Annotated in this window: 13 protein-coding genes; 9 read left to right on the top strand and 4 right to left on the bottom strand. The window is 50.4% G+C overall.

The genetic code is table 11. The annotated features are described in order from the left end of the window. Positions 1-170: 170 nt before the first annotated feature. The 3 genes from EFB08_RS21980 to EFB08_RS21970 form a co-directional block, all read right to left on the bottom strand. Positions 171-1157 (bottom strand): hypothetical protein, encoded by a 987-nt coding sequence (locus EFB08_RS21980; protein ID WP_123129143.1) that lies wholly within the window; start codon positions 1155-1157, stop codon positions 171-173. Between the two features lie 115 nt (positions 1158-1272). Next, positions 1273-1539, bottom strand: a complete 267-nt coding sequence (locus EFB08_RS21975; RefSeq protein WP_123129142.1) for a hypothetical protein — start codon at positions 1537-1539, stop codon at positions 1273-1275. A 162-nt stretch (positions 1540-1701) separates the two neighbouring features. After that, positions 1702-2334 carry a hypothetical protein gene (locus tag EFB08_RS21970; protein WP_123129141.1) on the bottom strand — a complete coding sequence of 211 codons (633 nt, stop codon included), beginning with the start codon at positions 2332-2334 and terminating at the stop codon, positions 1702-1704. A gap of 1175 nt (positions 2335-3509) precedes the next feature. Here EFB08_RS21970 and EFB08_RS21960 point away from each other — a divergent pair. The 8 genes from EFB08_RS21960 to EFB08_RS21925 all read left to right on the top strand — a co-directional run bounded on the left by EFB08_RS21960 (position 3510) and on the right by EFB08_RS21925 (position 15388). Next, positions 3510-8690: a gliding motility-associated C-terminal domain-containing protein gene (locus EFB08_RS21960; RefSeq protein ID WP_123129139.1), complete on the top strand. Its 5181-nt coding sequence runs from the start codon at positions 3510-3512 to the stop codon at positions 8688-8690. 6 nt (positions 8691-8696) lie between these two features. Next, positions 8697-9716 carry a PorP/SprF family type IX secretion system membrane protein gene (locus tag EFB08_RS21955; protein WP_123129138.1) on the top strand — a complete coding sequence of 340 codons (1020 nt, stop codon included), beginning with the start codon at positions 8697-8699 and terminating at the stop codon, positions 9714-9716. Positions 9717-10236: 520 nt separating this feature from the next. After that, positions 10237-10635, top strand: coding sequence for a hypothetical protein (locus tag EFB08_RS21950; RefSeq protein ID WP_123129137.1), 399 nt, complete (start codon positions 10237-10239; stop codon positions 10633-10635). A 682-nt stretch (positions 10636-11317) separates the two neighbouring features. Then, a complete protein-coding gene (locus EFB08_RS21945; protein ID WP_123129136.1) occupies positions 11318-11545 on the top strand; it encodes a hypothetical protein in 228 nt (75 codons plus the stop codon). Positions 11546-11827: 282 nt separating this feature from the next. Beyond that, complete coding sequence (locus EFB08_RS21940) at positions 11828-12427, top strand: HD domain-containing protein (RefSeq protein ID WP_123129135.1); 600 nt, start codon at positions 11828-11830, stop codon at positions 12425-12427. A gap of 41 nt (positions 12428-12468) precedes the next feature. After that, positions 12469-13584, top strand: coding sequence for a WD40 repeat domain-containing protein (locus EFB08_RS21935; protein ID WP_123129134.1), 1116 nt, complete (start codon positions 12469-12471; stop codon positions 13582-13584). 273 nt (positions 13585-13857) lie between these two features. After that, positions 13858-14208, top strand: coding sequence for a nuclear transport factor 2 family protein (locus tag EFB08_RS21930; RefSeq protein WP_123129133.1), 351 nt, complete (start codon positions 13858-13860; stop codon positions 14206-14208). Between the two features lie 196 nt (positions 14209-14404). Then, on the top strand, positions 14405-15388 hold the full coding sequence (locus tag EFB08_RS21925) for an ABC transporter ATP-binding protein (RefSeq protein ID WP_123129388.1): 984 nt from the start codon (positions 14405-14407) through the stop codon (positions 15386-15388). A 176-nt stretch (positions 15389-15564) separates the two neighbouring features. Here the strand turns inward: EFB08_RS21925 and EFB08_RS21920 are convergent, their stop codons facing one another. Beyond that, positions 15565-15855 carry a YciI family protein gene (locus EFB08_RS21920; protein WP_123129132.1) on the bottom strand — a complete coding sequence of 97 codons (291 nt, stop codon included), beginning with the start codon at positions 15853-15855 and terminating at the stop codon, positions 15565-15567. Between the two features lie 316 nt (positions 15856-16171). Here EFB08_RS21920 and EFB08_RS21915 point away from each other — a divergent pair, with 316 nt between their 5' ends. Beyond that, positions 16172-18685 (top strand): TonB-dependent receptor domain-containing protein, encoded by a 2514-nt coding sequence (locus tag EFB08_RS21915; RefSeq protein ID WP_123129131.1) that lies wholly within the window; start codon positions 16172-16174, stop codon positions 18683-18685. The last annotated feature ends 231 nt before the right edge of the window (positions 18686-18916 follow it).

The raw sequence follows: 18916 nt of genomic DNA, 5'->3' as shown, positions 1-18916 counted from the left end.
CTTCATAAATGCAGAGGCAGATGAAAGTTTACCGAAACTCTGCTTACAAGCTGGTTTTAGGAAAAGGAACCTAAAACAGGCAAACAGCCAAATTACTTCTCTGAGCATAAAAAAACGGCTACCTTTTGGGCAGCCGCTCTTTATGTATATTCAAAGTATGCTCAACCTTTTTACCAGCTGAAGTCCTCGCGGGAAGGGGGTTGTGTTCCCTGGCCTCTCACGTGCCCGGTACTCGGGTCAAAGCGGCGGTTCTGCCCTTCTTCTGAGCGATAATCACGGTCATTGCCCCAACTTAGGGAGCCGGCCATGTTTCCGTAGTTTTCACTTCTGGCGCCTTCGCCCTGCTGGTTGTGGTGTTCCCGATGCGGCTGGTTGTAATCAAAGTTGGCACCGCCCTCGGCGCGGGTTCTGCGGTCGAAGCCGCTGCTCAGATTGCCTAACTGACGACCCCGCTCATATTCGCCCCGGGTATAGTGCGACTGGGCATCGTCATAGATCTCGTAACGGCTGTCATCGTCGCGGCGGGAAATGTCATTGGTTCCGATGTTGCGGCCTCTGGTACCTGCCCGGTCAGCGGGCTCCCAGCCTCTGGTGTTGTCAGCGCCGCGGCTTCCCGCCCGGCCTGAGCCGTCATATTGCTCGCGTTCGCCGGGGGCAAAGCTGTTGTGGTCGCGGTACGCGCCATACACCTGACGGTTCACGTGGCGGTCTTCTTCACGGCCGTGGCCACTGCTCCAGCGGGAACCATCTCCTGAGCTCTGGTTGTGCGACCCGCCCCTGGAAGAGCCAAAGCCCTGGGCTCCGCCGTAGCTGCCCATGTTCCCGAAGTTGCGGGTAGAGTGTTCCAACCCGTTGTTGTCTTCATGGGCACCCATGTTATCGAAACGCTCACCGCGGCGGTTAGGGTCGCGGCCATAGTCACGCGGCAACTCACGATCCCGCTCGCGGCGGAAATCTTCGTTGGAACCCTGGTACTGGCCGCTACGGTAATCGTTGCTGATGTCGCGGTCGTTAAAGTTGTTCCGTCGGTCTAGGTTTTCGTATTCCCGGCCATGGTCCCGGTCCTGGCGGTAGGCACCGCGGTATTGGTCTTCATCGGCACGCCGGTTATCTGAATGGTGACGACCGTGGTCATCTGGTCTCTGGTTTCTGTTCATGGTGTTAGACTTTTGGTGTAACAAACAGCTTCTCTTAACGACAAGAAAGGCCTTGCGGTTTTAAGGCCGCTTTCTGAAAGCAGGCTCAAAACCGCAAGGCCCTCAAGGAAACCCGTTATTTTGTGCGCAGGTTATTGGCGTTGCTTCCGTCCAGGTTGGTGGTATCTTCCTCGTCCTCGGCGGCCACGTTTCCCTCAGAAAATCTGCCTTCGGGCTCCTGGTCCAGGAAGTCGGCTTCAATAGCCTGTAGGCGGGAGCCGCCCAGGTCTGGCTTGGCCGCTTCGTCATACTCCGTCTTGGCTCCCTTGAAGGGGGTAGGGTTTTCATCTGGCAAGCGCTTGCTCTCGTCAGAATTGGTGATGTTATCGTTCTCGATAGGCATAGGTTTGGGCAGTAAAGAAAACAGCCACAGCGGCCGCTTCTATGGTATTTGTACGCACCCAACCAAAAATGTTTGTTACCAAATAATGAAGAATCCCGCTTTGGGGCCGTTTTTATGAAAACAGCCCCAAAGCGGGATTCCCAAAAATACTTCAACTGTGTTCTAGTTTTCACTGAAGGGCTCCATCTTGATTTTCTCAATCATGAGGTATTTCTTGAACTCGTGCAGCATGCGGGCCATTTCCTTGTCCTGCTCTTCCATCTGGTGTTTCTCATTATCGGCGGAGTGGATGGCGGTGCGGAGCTGTTCCAGGCTGATGGCCATGTGCTCGCGGGCTTCGCGGGCGCGTTCGCGCAGTTCCTCCTCTACTCCTTCAGAGGTAATGTTATTGTCCAGTTCCTGCAGGCAGACCTCCAGAAACGGGATCATGTCCCAGGGATTGTTGGGCCGGTTCCAGGTGAACTCAATGTTGCAGCGGCGGCATTTGTATCGGTTCGATTTCCAGCCCAGTTCGTTGGTGGCCACGCCGGTCTTTTTAAGCAGGTCAGCTTTCCCGCAGGTAGGGCATTGGGCGTGGTCTTCAATGATCCCCTTGAGGGTTTCGTGCTTGTCCAGCACCTGCTGCCGGAAATCGGCGTGGCTGTAGATTTTCTCAGTGAGGCGCTCACAGGCGGCATTCAACTCCTCATGCTCCTGGGTAAGGGTGCCCTCCGCAGCCAAACGCTCCCCACGCTTTTTAAAGAAGGTGATAAGCTTGATGACTTCTCTCTCGTTTTCGGTGATATGCTGCTTCATGTGATCGCTACTCCTTTTTTACCAAAGATACGAAAAAGCTTCGGGACCGGGGCAGCCTGCCGCTTTCCTCCTGCCGGGCTCTCATAGCGGTAATCTAATATTTTTGATAGAGGTTCTTTCCGCCAGTTTTCCGCAAAACACCTTAAAAACAGGCTTATCAGAGAAAGAAAGACAATAGAAGGGGTTTGGGTACGTTTTTAAGAAACCAAGGTAAAAACGGATGAGGGCCGGAAACCCAAACAACCCACTGTTTCCTTGCCCCGAGACCTGTGCGCACGAAAGCTGAGCGAGACTCACAGGATTTCTTCTGAAAAGGGAATAAATAAAAAAGCCTCTCCTTCCCAAAAGAAGAAGAGGCTGAAAAAGAAGGGGCAGGCGGCTCAATGTCATGGGTATCTGTAGCATATCCCCCAATAAGCACCAGAACTTTTGACGCCTCTGCAAGCAGAAGTGTTCCGCCGCCCCTTTATATCTTCTATGTTGTGAGCAACAAACTGTCTTTGTTGTTTTAACTGTGTCAAAGGTAATAGGTATTTTTCTACCTGCCAGTGGTATTCGGTTAATACCCCGTTTTACCGGATGAACCTTTCCTTTTCTAAGCCGAATGATTTTCGGCAAGGGCCAATCCCGGCTATTTTCTCCCCAATCTCCAGTTGCTTTTCCAAGGCACCCCGCCAACATCTTCGGCGGAAAACATCGTCAATTTAGCAATTAAAAATACATCCTAAGTTATCTCCTACGAATTTATAAGAAAATTGATATTTACTATAAATTCATAAAAATTGTACCTTTAACGAAATTATTGAACTAAAGGTTACAATAAGGTTGTTGCCGCTCTCGAAAGCCTATTTATAACATCACTTTTTCACCTTAACATAAGAGAGAATCGGCTGGAATCAAAGCTTAATTAATTTCTTTAGTACAATTCAAAAACACTATATATGAAAAGAAAATACTCCCCTTCCTTTTCCTTCTTCTCTTCAACTAGCAGGAAACAACTTCAAAAAAGAAACATTGGTTTTCCAGAGAATTTCTCTTCGGTAGTTATTGGCCAGACATACCCTCAGGCCTAACCACCCGATTGAGCAAATGCCCGCTACCTGCCCATCTGGGAAGGCGCCTGCGTTTGCATTTTCTTCCTTCTTCTTGTAACCAACTTTTTCTTTTCCGGCACCATGTCGCCTTTACAAAAGTTCTTTCAATCATTGGGCATCCTGTTCCTGTTGAGCTTTGCCTCCTATGCTCAGAACTGCCCTGACAAACCCGATGTTTCCCTGGCCGATGCCAATGAGGAAAACTTCACCCGTTGTTCGTCGGTAGGTGGGTCTACTGAGTACACGTTGGTGGTAGCGAACATCTCCACCACGTCCTCCAAAAACAAGGACTACACCATTGAGTGGGGAGACGGCACCTCTAACACGTACCCGGCAAATTTCAATTCGGCCAGCCACACGTACAAAACCCAGGGCAGTTTCACCCTGAAGTACACCATCACAAGCCAGAACGGCTGCTCTGACAGCAGAACGTACTCTGTTTTTAATGGCAGTACCCCGGGTATAGGTATCCAAAGCCCTAACAACACTTCTGAGTGCGCTCCGGCGGCCTTTACCTTCGGGATTACCGGTACCCAGAGCAATGCCCCCAACACCACCTACGCCATCTGGTTTGACGACGGCACTGACACCCTCCGCTTTACCCAGGCCACTATTCCGGCTACCATCACCCACGCGTTCACCAAATCTTCACAGGGAAAAACCAAAGGGTTCACCATGTACGCGGTGGCGTATGGCTGTATTCCTAAACAAGCCGAGGTAAGCGGGATCATCATTTCCACCAAACCCATTCCGGCCTTCAGCATGACTCCGGAAAGCCCTTTTTGCCCGGGCCAGGTAGTAAAACTGAACGACCAAACCACCGGTGGATTCAACGGAAACAACATTGGAGGAAACACCAGCGGGTACCGCCGGCTTTGGAGCATCAGCCCTAGTGTGGGCTGGGAGTTCACCAACGCCACCAATGCCTCGTCGGTGAGTCCATCTATTCTCTTCAAGGAGAAAGGTACTTATAAAATCACGTTAGCGGTGACCCCATCGGGCACCAGCACCACCTGTTTGGGTGACTCTATCATCAAAAACGTAGTGGTTCAGGATGTACCCTTGGCACCTTCGGCTTTGCCGGTCACCATTTGTAATGGAACCACCGCCACCTTGAAAGCCGAAGGAGACGCGCCTCTTTTTAAATGGTACGCCTCGGCTACTGCCACTACTCCGTTAGCCACTGGCGCCACGTTTACTACCCCTGTTCTGAAAGCCACCACCACTTATTATGTAGAGGCTGCTTTGAACAGCGGGGGTTGCTTTAACCCCACCCGTACTCCTGTGACCGTGACGGTAGCGCCGCTGCCAGCCGTTCCTACCGCCCCAGATGTATTGGCCTGTTTCGGAAGCAGAGCTACGTTGAACGCCAGCACTTCTGCGGGCAAGGTGTACTGGTTTGCCACCGCCACCAGCACCGACACTTTAGCTACCGGACCTAGTTTTACCACTCCGGCCTTGACTGCCACCACTACCTATTACGTTTCCACCCTTTCTCCGCAAGGCTGTTTCTCGGCTACCCGCAAAGCGGTGAAAGTGACGGTTCAGCCTTTGGTTACTGAGAATACCATCAGCGCCCCGCAGACCCTATGCCTGGGTGAAACAGCCGCTACCTTGAACGGAACCGCGCCTAAAGGCGGATCTGGCACCTATACTTATGTGTGGGAAAGCAGAACCGAAGGCACCGAGTTCAAGAAAGCCGCTGGCTCCAGCACCTCTGCCACCTATGCTCCAGGCGCCCTTACCCAAACCACCTGGTTCCGTCGCGTGGTTACCTCCGGTAGCTGTACCAATATCTCAGAACCGGTACAGGTTACGGTGGTTCCAGTAATCACGAACAACCTTTTCACCGTGGATCCTCAGGTAGTTTGCTACGGACAAACCACCACCTTCACCGGCTCCGTTCCGGCGGGCGGAAACGGCGGCGCACCTACCTATTTGTGGGAAATGAGTACTACCAGCGCGACCGCAGGCTTCAAAGCCGCAGACGGTGCAAACACCGGCCAGTCGTATGTGTCGGGTAATTTGATGGTCAACACCTGGTTCCGCCGGAAAGTGACGATTGACGGATGTTCCCAGGCCTCTCCGGCAGTATTGGTGACCATCAATACGTTTTCGTTTCCTCCAACCGTAGCCAACGCTACTATCTGCAGCGGCGGCACCGCTACCCTGACAGCCACCGCGCCGGGCGGACCCTATGAGTGGTATACCAGCGCCACCGGCGGCACGCCTTTCTTCACCGGTGACAGCTTTACTACCCCCGCCCTTACTGCCAATGCCACCTATTTCGTGCAAAGCAGAGCCATTGGGAACTGTTCTGAGACCCGTACCGAAGTGAAAGTGACGGTACTACCAGCCATTACGAACAACTCCATCACTGGAAACCAAGTGGTTTGCTCCGGCAGTGTTCCTTCCCAGTTGATTGGCTCTAAACCGGCTGGCGGAAACGATACTCCGGTATATACCTGGGAAAGCAGCGTAGACGGGGTGAACTTTGCCCCTGCCGCTGGCACCCGCACAAACCAGAACTACGCTCCTGCTGCCTTAACCCAGCCTACCTGGTTCCGCCGCAAAGTGAGCATGGGTCCTTGCGAGGAGATTACCAACGCCATCAAAGTAGACGTGACTCCTGTTCTCACCCAGGTGGCCATGCCTCCTGATATGGTTGTGTGTGACAACACTTCTTCTCCTATCATCCAGGCTCCTGCCGCCACTGGCGGAAACGGAACTTATACCTACAAATGGGAGAAAAGCGTGACCAGCGCCACTGCCGGTTTCACCTCAGCCGATGGCGTTTTTACAAACGAGACGTATGCCCCGGGCATCCTGCACAGCACCACCTGGTTCAGGAGAATCACCTTCTCAGGAAGTTGCCAACTGGTGAGTTCCGCCGTGAAAGTGACAGTGTTGCCATTGCCTTCGGCTCCTATTGTTAAAGACGTAGCTACGTGCCAGAATGCCACCGCTACGTTGACAGCTGTTCCGTCTACTACAAACCAAAAAATTCAGTGGTTTGATGCCGCTACCGGTGGCAACCTACTGGCCGAAGGGACTACTTTCACCACACCGGTGTTGCAGGCCAATACTTCTTATTACGCCCAAGCCTTGACCACCAACGGTTGTCTTGCCCCGGCCCGGGTAGAAGTAAAAGTAACGGTTACGCCTCTTCCGGCTGCACCTGAAGCCATTGCAGCTACGGTTTGCCACTCAGAAAAATCCATCATCCGGGTGAACAATCCGAAGGCGGATATTACGTATGAGTGGTTTGCCGCAAACACCGGCGGAACGGCTCTTTTCAGAGGACCTTCCTTCACCACTGCCGCCCTCACCCAAAGCACTACTTTCTATGTGCAGGCTTTAACCGGCGGCTGCGCCGGACCAAGAACTGCCGTTTTAGTGACCGTACAAGACCCAATCGCGAACAATGTGCTTTCCGGAGCACAGGAAGTGTGCGCGGGCACCGGCACCACTACCCTCACCGGCACCTTGCCTACGGGCGGAACCGGTACTTACACTTACCAGTGGGAAAGCAGCACCGACGGCGTTTCTTTCTACACCATCCAGGGAGCAAGCCAATCTGAGAACTACACACCGGGCATCATGTTCCAGACCACTTGGTTCAGACGGGTGGTAAAATCAGGGACGTGCGTGCCGCAGGTAAGTGCGCCTATCAAGGTGACCGTGAGTGAGTCCATCATCAACAACTTCATCCAGGACAACCAGGTGATCTTCATTAACACGGTTCCGGCGGCTTTCACCGGCACCACGCCAACCGGAGGCACCAAAACCTACCGTTACCAGTGGGAAAGCAGCCAGGATGGAGTGACGTTCACCGCCATTTCTGGAGCAACCAGTAAAACCTATGCTTCGGGAGCGTTGAGTCAAACCACCTGGTTCAGACGAGTGGTAGAATCTGGCGGATGCCTGGTAATCAGCAACGTGGTGAAAGTGACCGTTAACGCGGAGATCTCGCAGAACACCATTTACGAGGATCAGAACATCTGCACCGGCACCGCTCCTATGACCTTGTCAGGCACTGACCCGATTGGCGGCGACGGAACCTTCAGCTATGTCTGGGAGATGAGCACCAGCGGACCAATTTCAGGGTTCGTGACGGCCAGCGGTACTTCCACTACTAAAAACTATAACTCACCTGCTTTGACCCAGACTACCTGGTTCAGAAGAAAAGTTAGCTCTGGCACCATCACGCTGGTGTCTAATGTGGTGAAGGTGACGGTTTTCTCAGCAGTAACCAGAAACACCATCTCTACAAACCAAACAATTTGTATCAACACCGCCCCTGCCCTTTTGAGCGGGACCTTGCCAACCGGCGGAAGCGGTACCTATGCATACGTTTGGGAAAGCAGCACCAGCGGTCCTACCTCCGGGTTTGGCACCGCTTTCGGGAACAGCACCGAGCAGAACTACTTGCCGGGGGCTTTACAGCGCACCACGTGGTTCCGCAGAAAAGTGGTTTCAGGTAGCTGTGCTGATAATGTCAGCAACGCAATTCAGGTAACGGTGACGGCTCCGCAGCCGCCAAGCGTGCAGGAAGCCTCTATTTGCGCCGGCTTTACCGCCACCTTAACCGCCGTTCCAGCTATCACTGGTACCGTGGTGGAATGGTTTGACCAACCCGAAGGCGGAAGAATGCTGGGCTCCGGCTTGTCTTTCACCACTCTGGTATTGAAAGAGACTACCACGTTTTACGTGCGGTCAGTGACGCAGAACTGCGCCAGTGTACGCATTCCGGTGAAAGTGAACATTCCGGCGCCAACCGCTAATGCCGGTCCAGACCAGAACATCGTGCTGGGCAACTTCGCTACGCTGGAAGCAACGGGTGGCTTGACGTACCGCTGGTCTCCGGCCACAGGTCTGAATAACAGCCAGATTCCTAATCCGGTGGCAAAGCCAACCGTGACTACCACCTACACTGTGACGGTGACCACGCAGGACGGCTGTACTTCTTCAGACCAGGTAACGATCAATGTGTTGCAGCCTATTGAAGTACCTAACGGCTTCACCCCGAACGGCGACGGTATCAACGATGTGTGGGATCTCCCTAACCTAAAAAGCTACCCAGACTGCCAAGTGGAAGTGTTCAACCGCTGGGGCAACAAGGTGTTTGAGTCAAGAGGTTACCAACAAGCGTGGGAAGGCCGCATGAACGGACAGCCGCTGCCTGCTGCCACCTATTATTACATCATCCGCCTGGGCGGGAAAGAGAGTCCTATCACCGGAAACGTCACCATTATCAAGTAAGCCCATATGAAGAAGCTTGCCACTATTCTCTTATTTTTGGGGATGTTTTCTCCGGCCATGGCCCAGCAGAAAGCACAGTACAGCCAGTACCTGTTCAACAACTTCCTGCTGAACCCCGCCCTTTCGGGGATTGAAAGTTACACCGATGTCCGGATGGGTACTCGCCGCCAGTGGGTGGGCGTGGACGGCGCGCCGGTGACGTACTACATCAGCGGACACTCCTCCTTTGGGATGAGTGACCGGAACGCCCCTGTGGGGCCTGGCGCAGGCAAAGGGTTTATCCCCAGGCTCCCGTCAAAGAACCCGCGTTCTACCAAGTACCACAAGTCGCGGCCACACCACGGGTTTGGGGCGATGGCGCAGGTAGACAGAACCGGTCCGCTGAGCACCACCAACCTGAATGTGACCTATGCCTACCACCACCCCATTACCCGCCGCATTAATATGTCAGTGGGTTTGGCCGGGGGCATGATTCAGACCCGCCTGAACACGAACGAGCTGCATCTGTTGAATGAGAACGACCCAACGATCCGGCCGGGCATGATGGGCAAAACCAACTTCGACCTGGGCCTGGGCACCTGGATTTACTCAGACAATTTCTACGTAGGGGCATCGGCCGCCCAGCTACTTACCACCGTGGTGGCGAACAAAGAAGGAAGCATGGGACCCCAGCAGAAACTACAGCCCCATTTCTTCATGACCGGAGGCTACCGCATCAGGATCAGGTACGATTTCACCATTGACCCTTCAGTGATGCTGAAATATGCGAGCCCAAGTCCGTTGTCGGTGGATGTGAACTTTAAGGCCATGTACGCCAACCGCGTCTGGGCAGGCATGTCTTACCGGCACGGGGACGCCGTGGCTGCCTTGGCAGGCATGAACGTGAACCACGTGTTGGATGTAGGTTACTCCTACGACCTGACGACCTCTGGCCTGAACAGCGCCAGCGCCGGAAGCCATGAGCTGATTGTGGGGATTAAACTCAGAAACAAAGCCCGCATGCTATGCCCTGAGTGGCTCTGGTAACATAAAGCTCTACTCACTTTCAAAATGCCCGTTTTGCCCTTCCTTTCTAAAAAGGAGCGCAAAACGGGCATTTTCTTTTTAAGGCACCTTGGTTTTTTGGCCAACTTGCCTTATCTTATTCATATTCTTGGCCCTGCTTTCCTGGGGTAAGAAAGGCACTTTTCTCAAGCGAGATGTTTCTTCTGCCTTCTTACACCCCAGGCACTTTCTCTGCTCCTAAGTCTCCTCCTGTTTCGGCATCCCCCAAGCCTTTAGAGTCATTCTATCACTTTACACAAACATTCTACTTAAGATATATAATATTTTTCAGATTACAGGATTCATATCTACTGCATTAGCATTTTTCATTATTGCATTTTTTTATTGTAATTACTTTATTTTCAAACGTTTTCATCTCACAAAGGCTGTTTTCATAAAACTCCCCTAAGATTCACTCGTACCTACTACAAACAACCCGATTAGACATTTACAAGAATGACTCCAATTTAAAAGACGCTTCTTACCTCAATTTTGGAAACCCATGAAAACCATTTTGTTTAGCACCTGCTTATTTTTAGCCCTAGCCTTTTCGGCATCGGCCCAGGAAGCTCCGAAGAATGATGCCGTTGAGAAGACATCCGTTTCCATCAGCAGAAGGATGGTACAAGAGATGGGTTTGAATGAGGTGGATTTTATTCAGGTACGCAACCTGAACCAGGAGCGCCTGCAGAAAGCTGCCCAAGCCAGCAGAACTTACGACAATGATCCTTCCAGCCTGGAGACGGCGCTGCGGGAAATTGATGAGGAGTTTGAAACCAAGCTTTTCAGGATTCTCTCTAACCGCCAGTTGGAAGCTTACGCCGAATTCAAGTTGAAGCCCGAGGGAAACTTTCTGTCTCTGGTTCAACAGGTATCCCCCAAGTCAAAGAAAAAACGATAATTTACTTATATCTCCTACAACAGAAGAGGACCTCGGTAATGGGGTCCTCTTCTGTTGTAGGAGGCTTTATGATCAGGAGGGCTCTTTGAATGCTTGCCAATTATCTTTAATATTATGTTAATTATATAATTTAGGATTTTTGCTCTCATGGCGTTTTCTTAAAAGTAGGCCCAAAGCTTCTCCATATAAAAAACAGCAAAAGGAAATGGCCTCAACGATGATATGCTTTGTAGAAATGGTAAAATACCCGTGTTAAGACGTAGTTAACCTTGCTAAGTAAGCCGACATTCTTCAAGGTAGTAAATGCACCTCTCCATGTTCCTAACTTAACGAATAGGTGTCCATATCAAAGCAGCCGTTTTACCCTTGATTTTCCAAAAACAGCCCCAAAGAGGATCTGCCGTTTAACTAACCCGAATGTGCAGAACAAAACCCCTACCTTTGCAAAAAATAGACGGACGGAAGCCTTCAGGTCAGTTGCAGTTCCGTTGCGGAAATGCTTTTTTCTTATGCGGCAGGCTGCCAATAAAGGATTCTTCTCCGGCCCAAAGACTCTGAAAGTGCTTTTAGGCTGGTGAAGACTCCTAGTCAGTTATCGCTTTAGGCGCATTTATACGTATATACAGGAATACATTACCCGTTCTCTCTGACAATTCAGTTAGAACGGCAAAACACGCAGCCTATGGAATGGTTTAAGATCTATAATCCCAAAGCAATGAACTCCTTCCAGTTCATTGCCGTCACCGGAATCCTGATGTCGGGATTAGCGCATTTCCTGCTGCACCTGTGGGGCAAAGAAGTGGAGTCTTTTAATTACCTGTATGTTTGCTGGGGAGTACTCTTTGTTTTCGGGTCTATCCAGAACCTGCGGCATAAACCAGAAGACGATGATCACCACCACCACCATTAGCAGAAGCAGAACTTCCTGAACAAGAGTAAAAAAATAAGTGCCTTGCCTGAGGTCTGTCACTCCACCCCAAACTAAGGCCTTCCCATCCCTTTGATCGCTTTCTTCTTCTACCCTTTTCTTTGCGTAGCCTCCCCGGGTACGGCGGTACACCTACCTACTCCCCCATTAAAGCCCTGCTTCGGGGCTGTTTTCCGGAAAAGGCAAGTAAAACCGCGAAGCCCCAATTGGTGGCTTGTGCATCTGCGGCAGGGAGCCTATCTTACTGGTTTAAATCTAAGTTTTATGACCAGAGAAGAAGCTTCCCAGATACTACACCAATATACTAAAAGCGAAAGCCTATTACGCCACGCCCGCACCGTTGAGCTGGTGATGCGCGCCTATGCCCACAAACTGAACCAAGACCCGGAACTCTGGGGCAACACCGGCCTCCTCCATGACGCCGATTACGAAGCCTTTCCAGACCGACACCCGCACGTTGTAGTGGAACTGCTGCGCGAACGAGGCGAAGAAGAAATGGCCCACGCCATCTCGGGCCACTACAGCCACTGGGGTGTCCCGCATAATAGCCTCCTGGATAAAGCACTGTTGGGCTGCGATGAAATTACCGGGTTTGTGGTCGCCTGCGCCCAGGTACGTCCGCAACGCCTGTCTGGTCTGGAAGCCAAATCGGTGCTGAAGAAACTTAAACAGGCTAGCTTTGCCGCCTCCGTTGATCGCGGCGAGGTAAGATTAGGAGCTGAGCTGCTCCAGGTAGACTTAGGTGCCCATATTGATTTCATCATACAGGCCCTGCAACCCCACGCCGAAGAACTCCAATTAACCCCTGTTTCCTCGGAGGCTTCTTACCAAGGTAATTTTAAATATCAATCTGATAGCCGGTAGTATTCTTTATACACAGTAGTTATGCAAAAGCTCAAAAAAAGATGAGTAGAATATTAGTACTATTGATGATGCTTTTTACCTGTTCTTATACTCATGGGCAGGACTTTAAAAAACATGAATTAAAGAATAGGCATAAAGACAAAATAATTTCAATAGCTACAACGGATTCTCTTTTTGCTACTAGTAGTTATGACAGGTCAGTTAACGTTTGGGACTATACTGGTAAAATCATTTACAGTTACAAGATAGCCGAAGGAAAAATAAATTCCATATCGTTTATCCCAAATTCTAATTCGCTGTTAGTTGGGGTTACAGAAATGAATAATAAGGATATATATCGATATGCAATAAAATGCTTAAACAGCTTAGGAAAAATAGAATATGAATTCATAGATAGAAGGCTAGTTCAAGATTTTGTAAATATTTCTTTTGAGAAAAATGTCACAGGTGTTCGCAATGCTATTGGTTCTATTAAATCTACATTTCCTGAAATGAACATAAAGAAAGATTTGGAAGCACCTCAGGTAAGTAAGGAAATATCACATATTGAACTGGTACAGTCAATTTCAGTTTCACCCGACAAAAAGACAATCGCATCTATTGACAAGTTTAATATCCTCAAGACGTGGAATCAGAATCACGAAATTCAGAGCTCTTTTAAAATACTCAACAACAAGAAGGACACTAAAATCTACTTTGCTACCGATTCTACGATTTTCATTGAACCAAACATTATCCTCAATATCAGAGATAGCAGTGCGCAAATAATCAAGGGATACGAGAGATATTCCAGCATCCCATTTAAGTCAGCAATCTATTTTCATTTCAATTATAATAATGACAGTAGGCAGGAAAAGCTTTACAATTTGGCAACATCCCATTCAAAGGAACTCGATTTAAATAATTTTTACACAATAACCGGTACTCGCTCAAATGACAAACTTGCATTGCTTGGAGTTGATGGGCTTGTTCGTATTATAAATGAAAATGGAGGCCTGCTTTCAACTTTCGGTAAAGACAGGAATGAGATGATGACATTTCGAGGGGAAAAGATCCGATTGTTCAGTAAAATTAATAGTATCGGGTTCTCGCCTAGTGGACAATTCATTATTACAGGTGATGATAATGGGAAAGTAATTATTTGGAAAAGTGAGTAAAGCCTATTGCATAACAAAGTGTATAAAACATAGCTGGGATTCTTTAGGTATTTTAATTTTACTTTCCACAATACTGTTGGCCACACAGGACAGGATAATCCTTTGAAACCCAACCCCGTTTCATACATGATACCGTTGAGCAACATCTTGTAATCATCTCCCAAATTAACATTTAAATAAACCCTAATAAGGGCTTATAAGAGCGGCTTAAATCGTTTAGAAAATCATTTTACCCTACTAATAGCATTAACTAGAATATAAAATAGGATATTTATGGTAGAGGATAATAAAGCAATTCTAATAAAGGCAAACGAAGCTATTACTAAAGGGGACAATGAAGGATTTCTGTCTTTCTGTACCGACGACACAGAATGGACTTTTGTAGGTGAACAGATCCTGCGAGGAAAGGAAGCCGTTAGACAGTACATGGCCACGGCATACGTTGAGCCACCTAAGTTTATGGTGGAAACCCTAATCGCTGAAAGTGATTTTGTTACAGTCCTCGGCACAATCAGCTTAAAAGACGGTGATGGAAAGATGGCTGACTACTCCTATTGTGACGTCTGGCGTTTTCGCGATGGAAAGATGGCCGAATTAAAGGCTTTCGTTATCAAGATTAACTGAAAGTGAAAACCACCAACGTGTCAGATAATTAGCCCCTTCTTCCCTACCATCACTCTAAAAGAGGCCGAACAAACCCCGAGTTAATCGGAATTCCTGATGATTTGCCTACTTTCGGGGATTATTAATGCGGAGGAGAACCTTTTACCCGAGTACGCCTTAGAAAGGTATGGGTGTGGTTGGCCTTCGTTTTCAGCCCATGACATTTTTACAAGTAGCCGGAATATCCAAACAGGGAGAGAAAGAACCCATTCTGCAGGACATCAGCTTCACCCAACAGGAGTTCCAGAAGATTGCCATTGCCGGCGAAACGGGATCGGGCAAGAGTACTTTATTGAAAATCATCGCCGGATTAATCCAGCCCGATGCCGGTACCGTCAACTTTGAGGACGAGCGGGTGAAAGGGCCCGCCGAAAAACTGGTAGCCGGACACCCCGGTATCGCGTACCTTTCCCAGCAGTATGAACTGCCCGAGTTTCTGCGGGTAGAACAGGTACTGCGGTACGCCAACACCCTCCCACAGGAAGAAGCCGATGCGCTCTATTCCGTTTGCCACATCAATCACCTGCTCAAGCGCCGCACAGATCAATTGTCAGGCGGCGAGCGCCAGCGGATTGCTTTGGCCCGGCTGCTCCTAACTTCCCCTAAACTGCTGTTGCTGGATGAGCCCTTCTCAAACCTGGACACCGTCCATAAAAGCCTGCTTAAAACCATCATCCAAGACATCAGCGAACACCTGGAAATCACCTGCCTGCTCATCTCCCACGACCCGATGGACAGCCTTTCCTGGGCCGATCAGATTCTGGTAATGAAGGAAGGGAACCTGGTGCAGCAAGGTTTACCAGAGCAGATTTACCACCAACCCGCCAATGAGTACGTGGCAGGACTGTTCGGGAAATACAACCTACTTTCCCCGGCTCTGCTGCAGAGCTTCCCCGGATGGGCCGAGACTAACCTGAACGGCAAATCGGTGATGGTGCGGCCAGAGAGCTTTCACCTGGAAAGTGACGGGCAGAATACCGTTGCCGGCGAAGTGAAAAAGGCAACCTTCTACGGGAGCCATTATGAACTGCAGGTGCTGCTGCCCTCCGGAGACATCCTGGTAAGAATCGGGCTGGGCAAGTTCTCCCAGGGAGATACCGTCCACGTTTCCCTTCCTCCCGAAAAAGTCTGGCTTCTGTGAAATGGCTTTCTTCTACCTAATCTGAATGCCTAATCACAATTGAACCAAAAAAGCAAAAGGCGTTCTGGACCTGTTTTGGTAAAACAGGCCCAGAACGCCTCATCAGAAACGTTTCGCAAAGAATTTTTAAAAGTCTAAAGCTTCCGCATCAAGCAAAGAATGCCTGAGGGAAACGGCTAAAGGTTGGCTACTCTGAATGGTTTGATGTCTACTTTTTCCCACACTTTCTGAAGCAGATACGGCTCCTGGTCCATCCACTGCTGCAGGGCGGCATCGTTTTCAAACTCCAGGACCAGCGTAGACCCGATCATCTTCTCCTCGGGGCTGAGCATGGCGCCTCCTAAGATGAAGTTGCCGGAGGCTTTCAGTTGCTTCGCCATCTCCAGGTGAGCGGGGCGGGTGGCCATCCGGCGGTCCAGGGCTTGGGCATCGGTGTAATCTAAGGCGGTGATTAGGTATTGTGGCACGGCAAATATTGTTAGTTATGGCTTTGAAGGTACTGAAAATCCTTACATCCAGTTACAGGGTAAAGTAATTCACCTCAAAAGCTCTGGCAATTCTAACCTAAAACCCAACCTAAATACGGGCCTTTTCCAGGGAATTGATTTGGGGCTGTTTTCATTAAAATGGCCTTAAAAGATTTACCCTCGTCAGGCATTAAACTTTTAGGGAGTGCCTTTGTCAAAGAACCGCCCTTTATTAAGGTGGAAGAACGTGTATACCGCGACTTCTGCCCAGGGGCCTCACCTTTGATTGTGCACACCCTTGGCGGATCTTGTCTGTATGGCTAACGTAAAACAGCTTTCTTTTCTGAAGGTAGCAGGAATCCTCTTCCTGTGGATGGGTTCTGCCTTGGGCGGTATTCCCTTGAAAGCTGCACCTTTGACAACAGAGATTATTCTGTGGCAAACCACGGGCGTTTCGGTCACTGGAACGGTGATAGACGCGGTCTCCAAAGCCCCTGTAGACTTTGCAACGGTAGCCCTGCAAGACAAAGGCGGCTATACCCTGACCGGTGCGCCCTGTGACGCTCAGGGGAAATTCACCTTACCCCAGGTTGCGCCTGGCACCTATGATCTGGTTATCTCCTTCATAGGATACAAAACCAAACGCCATTCTATCACAGTGCCAGAGGGAACTGCTTCCCTGCAGGTGGGCCAGATTCCACTGGAGTCTGACAGCAAGGCCTTGGAGGAAGTAGTAGTGACCGGCGAGAAAAACCTGATCCAGGAAACCGATGATGGCTTGGTGTACAATGCCGAAAACGACATCACCAATATTGGCGGAACTGCCGCCGATGTTCTAAAGAAAGTACCTTCCTTAGCCGTGGACATAGACGGCAACGTGGAAATGCGCGGCAGCACCAAGATTAAGGTCCTGATCAACGGCAAGCCCTCTACCCTGCTCGCTGATAACCTGGCCGAGGCCCTGCAACAAATCCCTGCGGACATGATCAAGTCGGTGGAAGTGATTACGAGCCCCTCGGCCAAGTACGACTCTGAAGGTACCGCTGGGGTCATCAACATCATCACCAAGCAAAGCACCATGGAAGGCATGACGGGCCAGGTGACCGCCACCGCCGGAAATCGCACGAACAACCTCAACTCCAACCTGAACCTGCGCAAAAACAAACTTGGCCTTCGCGCCAGCATGGGCGGAAACTTCAATGACCGCCTCGGCGATTCAGAGTCAGACCAGGTGTATTTCCGGGAAGAGAACCTGATTCAATCACCTACCAAACTGATCAGGCAAAGCAGTGCCTTTGAGAACAACGGCCGCTCGCTTTTCACCCAATTGGGCGGCGACTATGACTTTAACGAACAGAACAACCTGAGTGCCAGCATACGGGTAAACCGTTCCCGCAACCTGAGTGACCGAACCCTCACCACGTCGCAGTTCACCCCGTCGGGCGAGGAGCAACCAGAAGGCTTCCGTTTCCGGGACATTGACAACCTCAACCGCAACCAAGGGTTTGAAACCAACCTGCACTACAAGAAGCGCTTCGGCCGCAAGGACCAGGAACTGGACCTCATCGCCATCTACAACCGCAACACCAGCGAAAGTGATTATGCCCTCACCGAGGAGAACGGGGAGGATGTCATTACCCGCCTGGAACAGAGCAGCAACCTGGGCACCAACCGTGAGCTCACCTTCCAAGCCGATTACGCCCATCCGCTGGAGAAACTGGGGAATTTTGAAGTAGGCCTGAAAGCGGTGCTTCGCGATGCCGGGAGCGACTATGATTTCCTGTTCACCAAAACTCCCTTGGTACCGCTGGCACAGGACCCGGCTCGCTCTAACCAATTTCATTACGCGCAGGATGTGTATTCGTCTTACTTCTCGTACACCCTGCGGTTACAGAAAACCTATACGTTCAGGGTTGGGGGCCGCTATGAATACACCTTTGTTTCCGGTGATTTGGCCACCGGCCAGATAGAGACCAACCTTGCAAAACCGTTCCACAACTTCATGCCCAACCTCATGGTGATGAAACGGTTTAAGAACGACCAGCGCCTGCGGCTGAGCTACTCCACCCGCATCCAGCGGCCGGGCATGAACCAACTGAACCCGTACCGCAACGAGAGCAACCAACTCAACATCCGCTACGGAAACCCGAATCTGGAAGCCGAGCTCACCCACAACACTGAACTGAACTACAGCTGGCTTCTGAAATCCACCAGTTTCAACGCCTCTATGTACTGGCGGCAAACCAATAATGACATCTCGCAGTACCAGTTCCCTATCTCCCCAAACAACGACACGTTACACACCACTTTCCGAAATCTGGGCGAAAACGCTACGTACGGCACCAGCCTCTCGGCCACCACGCGGTTCAAGCAGAAAGGGCAAATCGGCCTTAACCTGAACCTGTTCTACAATGACCTCCGCAGCTTTGTGGGCCAGAACGCCATCCATCGGTCGGGGTTTATGTACAACCTGAGCGGCAACGCCTCTTACCGGTTCGTGAACGATTTCAGCGTGCAGACCGCCGGTTCCTTCACCTCGCCCCGCCTCTCCTTGCAAAGCCGAAGCACGTACAATTACTCTTACAGCCTTGGTTTGCGCAAAGAGTTCTGGCAGCGCAAAGCGGGTATTAGCGTCAACGTGGAGAACTTCCTGTTCAGCAACAATTCCATCCGGACGACCTTCAACAACGCCAATTCCAACAATTACAACCTCAGCAATAACTACAACCGCATTGTGCGGGTGAGTTTTAACTACCGTTTCGGGAAAATGGAGTTTAAACGCGGGAAGGAATTGGAGAAGTTGACGGGGGAAGGAAAAAGGAAAGGATAAAGAGATTTGCCAAGGCTTATTTTGAATTTAAGCTTTGTTTAGGAAAGGTTAGCAGGCTTTTCAAGTCCCCTTGTAGGGGTGGGGGATGATTGCTTCTGCTGATCCTTTTTCCATGGTTCAAGTCTGTGACTTGGACCTACCTTGATCTGAAGTTTGCAACTTCAGTGAGGCGACAGCCTCAAAACAACCCTTATAGGGCGAGGTGCTGCCCCGCCTCCGTTGTTGGTGTTA

This window comes from Rufibacter latericius, from assembly GCF_003721515.1.
GTDB lineage: Bacteria > Bacteroidota > Bacteroidia > Cytophagales > Hymenobacteraceae > Nibribacter > Nibribacter latericius.
Note: the sequence above shows the minus strand (reverse complement) of the source record. Positions and strands in the feature narration are given on the sequence as shown.

What these genes read in the sequence shown, in the direction of transcription:
- EFB08_RS21925 (WP_123129388.1), top strand. Translation starts at nt 14,405, where the DNA reads ATGACATTTTTACAAGTAGCCGGAATATCCAAACAGGGAGAGAAAGAA.
- EFB08_RS21940 (WP_123129135.1), top strand. Translation starts at nt 11,828, where the DNA reads ATGACCAGAGAAGAAGCTTCCCAGATACTACACCAATATACTAAAAGC.
- EFB08_RS21975 (WP_123129142.1), bottom strand. Translation starts at nt 1,539, where the DNA reads ATGCCTATCGAGAACGATAACATCACCAATTCTGACGAGAGCAAGCGC.
- EFB08_RS21980 (WP_123129143.1), bottom strand. Translation starts at nt 1,157, where the DNA reads ATGAACAGAAACCAGAGACCAGATGACCACGGTCGTCACCATTCAGAT.
- EFB08_RS21960 (WP_123129139.1), top strand. Translation starts at nt 3,510, where the DNA reads ATGTCGCCTTTACAAAAGTTCTTTCAATCATTGGGCATCCTGTTCCTG.
- EFB08_RS21915 (WP_123129131.1), top strand. Translation starts at nt 16,172, where the DNA reads ATGGCTAACGTAAAACAGCTTTCTTTTCTGAAGGTAGCAGGAATCCTC.
- EFB08_RS21935 (WP_123129134.1), top strand. Translation starts at nt 12,469, where the DNA reads ATGAGTAGAATATTAGTACTATTGATGATGCTTTTTACCTGTTCTTAT.
- EFB08_RS21955 (WP_123129138.1), top strand. Translation starts at nt 8,697, where the DNA reads ATGAAGAAGCTTGCCACTATTCTCTTATTTTTGGGGATGTTTTCTCCG.
- EFB08_RS21945 (WP_123129136.1), top strand. Translation starts at nt 11,318, where the DNA reads ATGGAATGGTTTAAGATCTATAATCCCAAAGCAATGAACTCCTTCCAG.
- EFB08_RS21950 (WP_123129137.1), top strand. Translation starts at nt 10,237, where the DNA reads ATGAAAACCATTTTGTTTAGCACCTGCTTATTTTTAGCCCTAGCCTTT.
- EFB08_RS21970 (WP_123129141.1), bottom strand. Translation starts at nt 2,334, where the DNA reads ATGAAGCAGCATATCACCGAAAACGAGAGAGAAGTCATCAAGCTTATC.
- EFB08_RS21930 (WP_123129133.1), top strand. Translation starts at nt 13,858, where the DNA reads ATGGTAGAGGATAATAAAGCAATTCTAATAAAGGCAAACGAAGCTATT.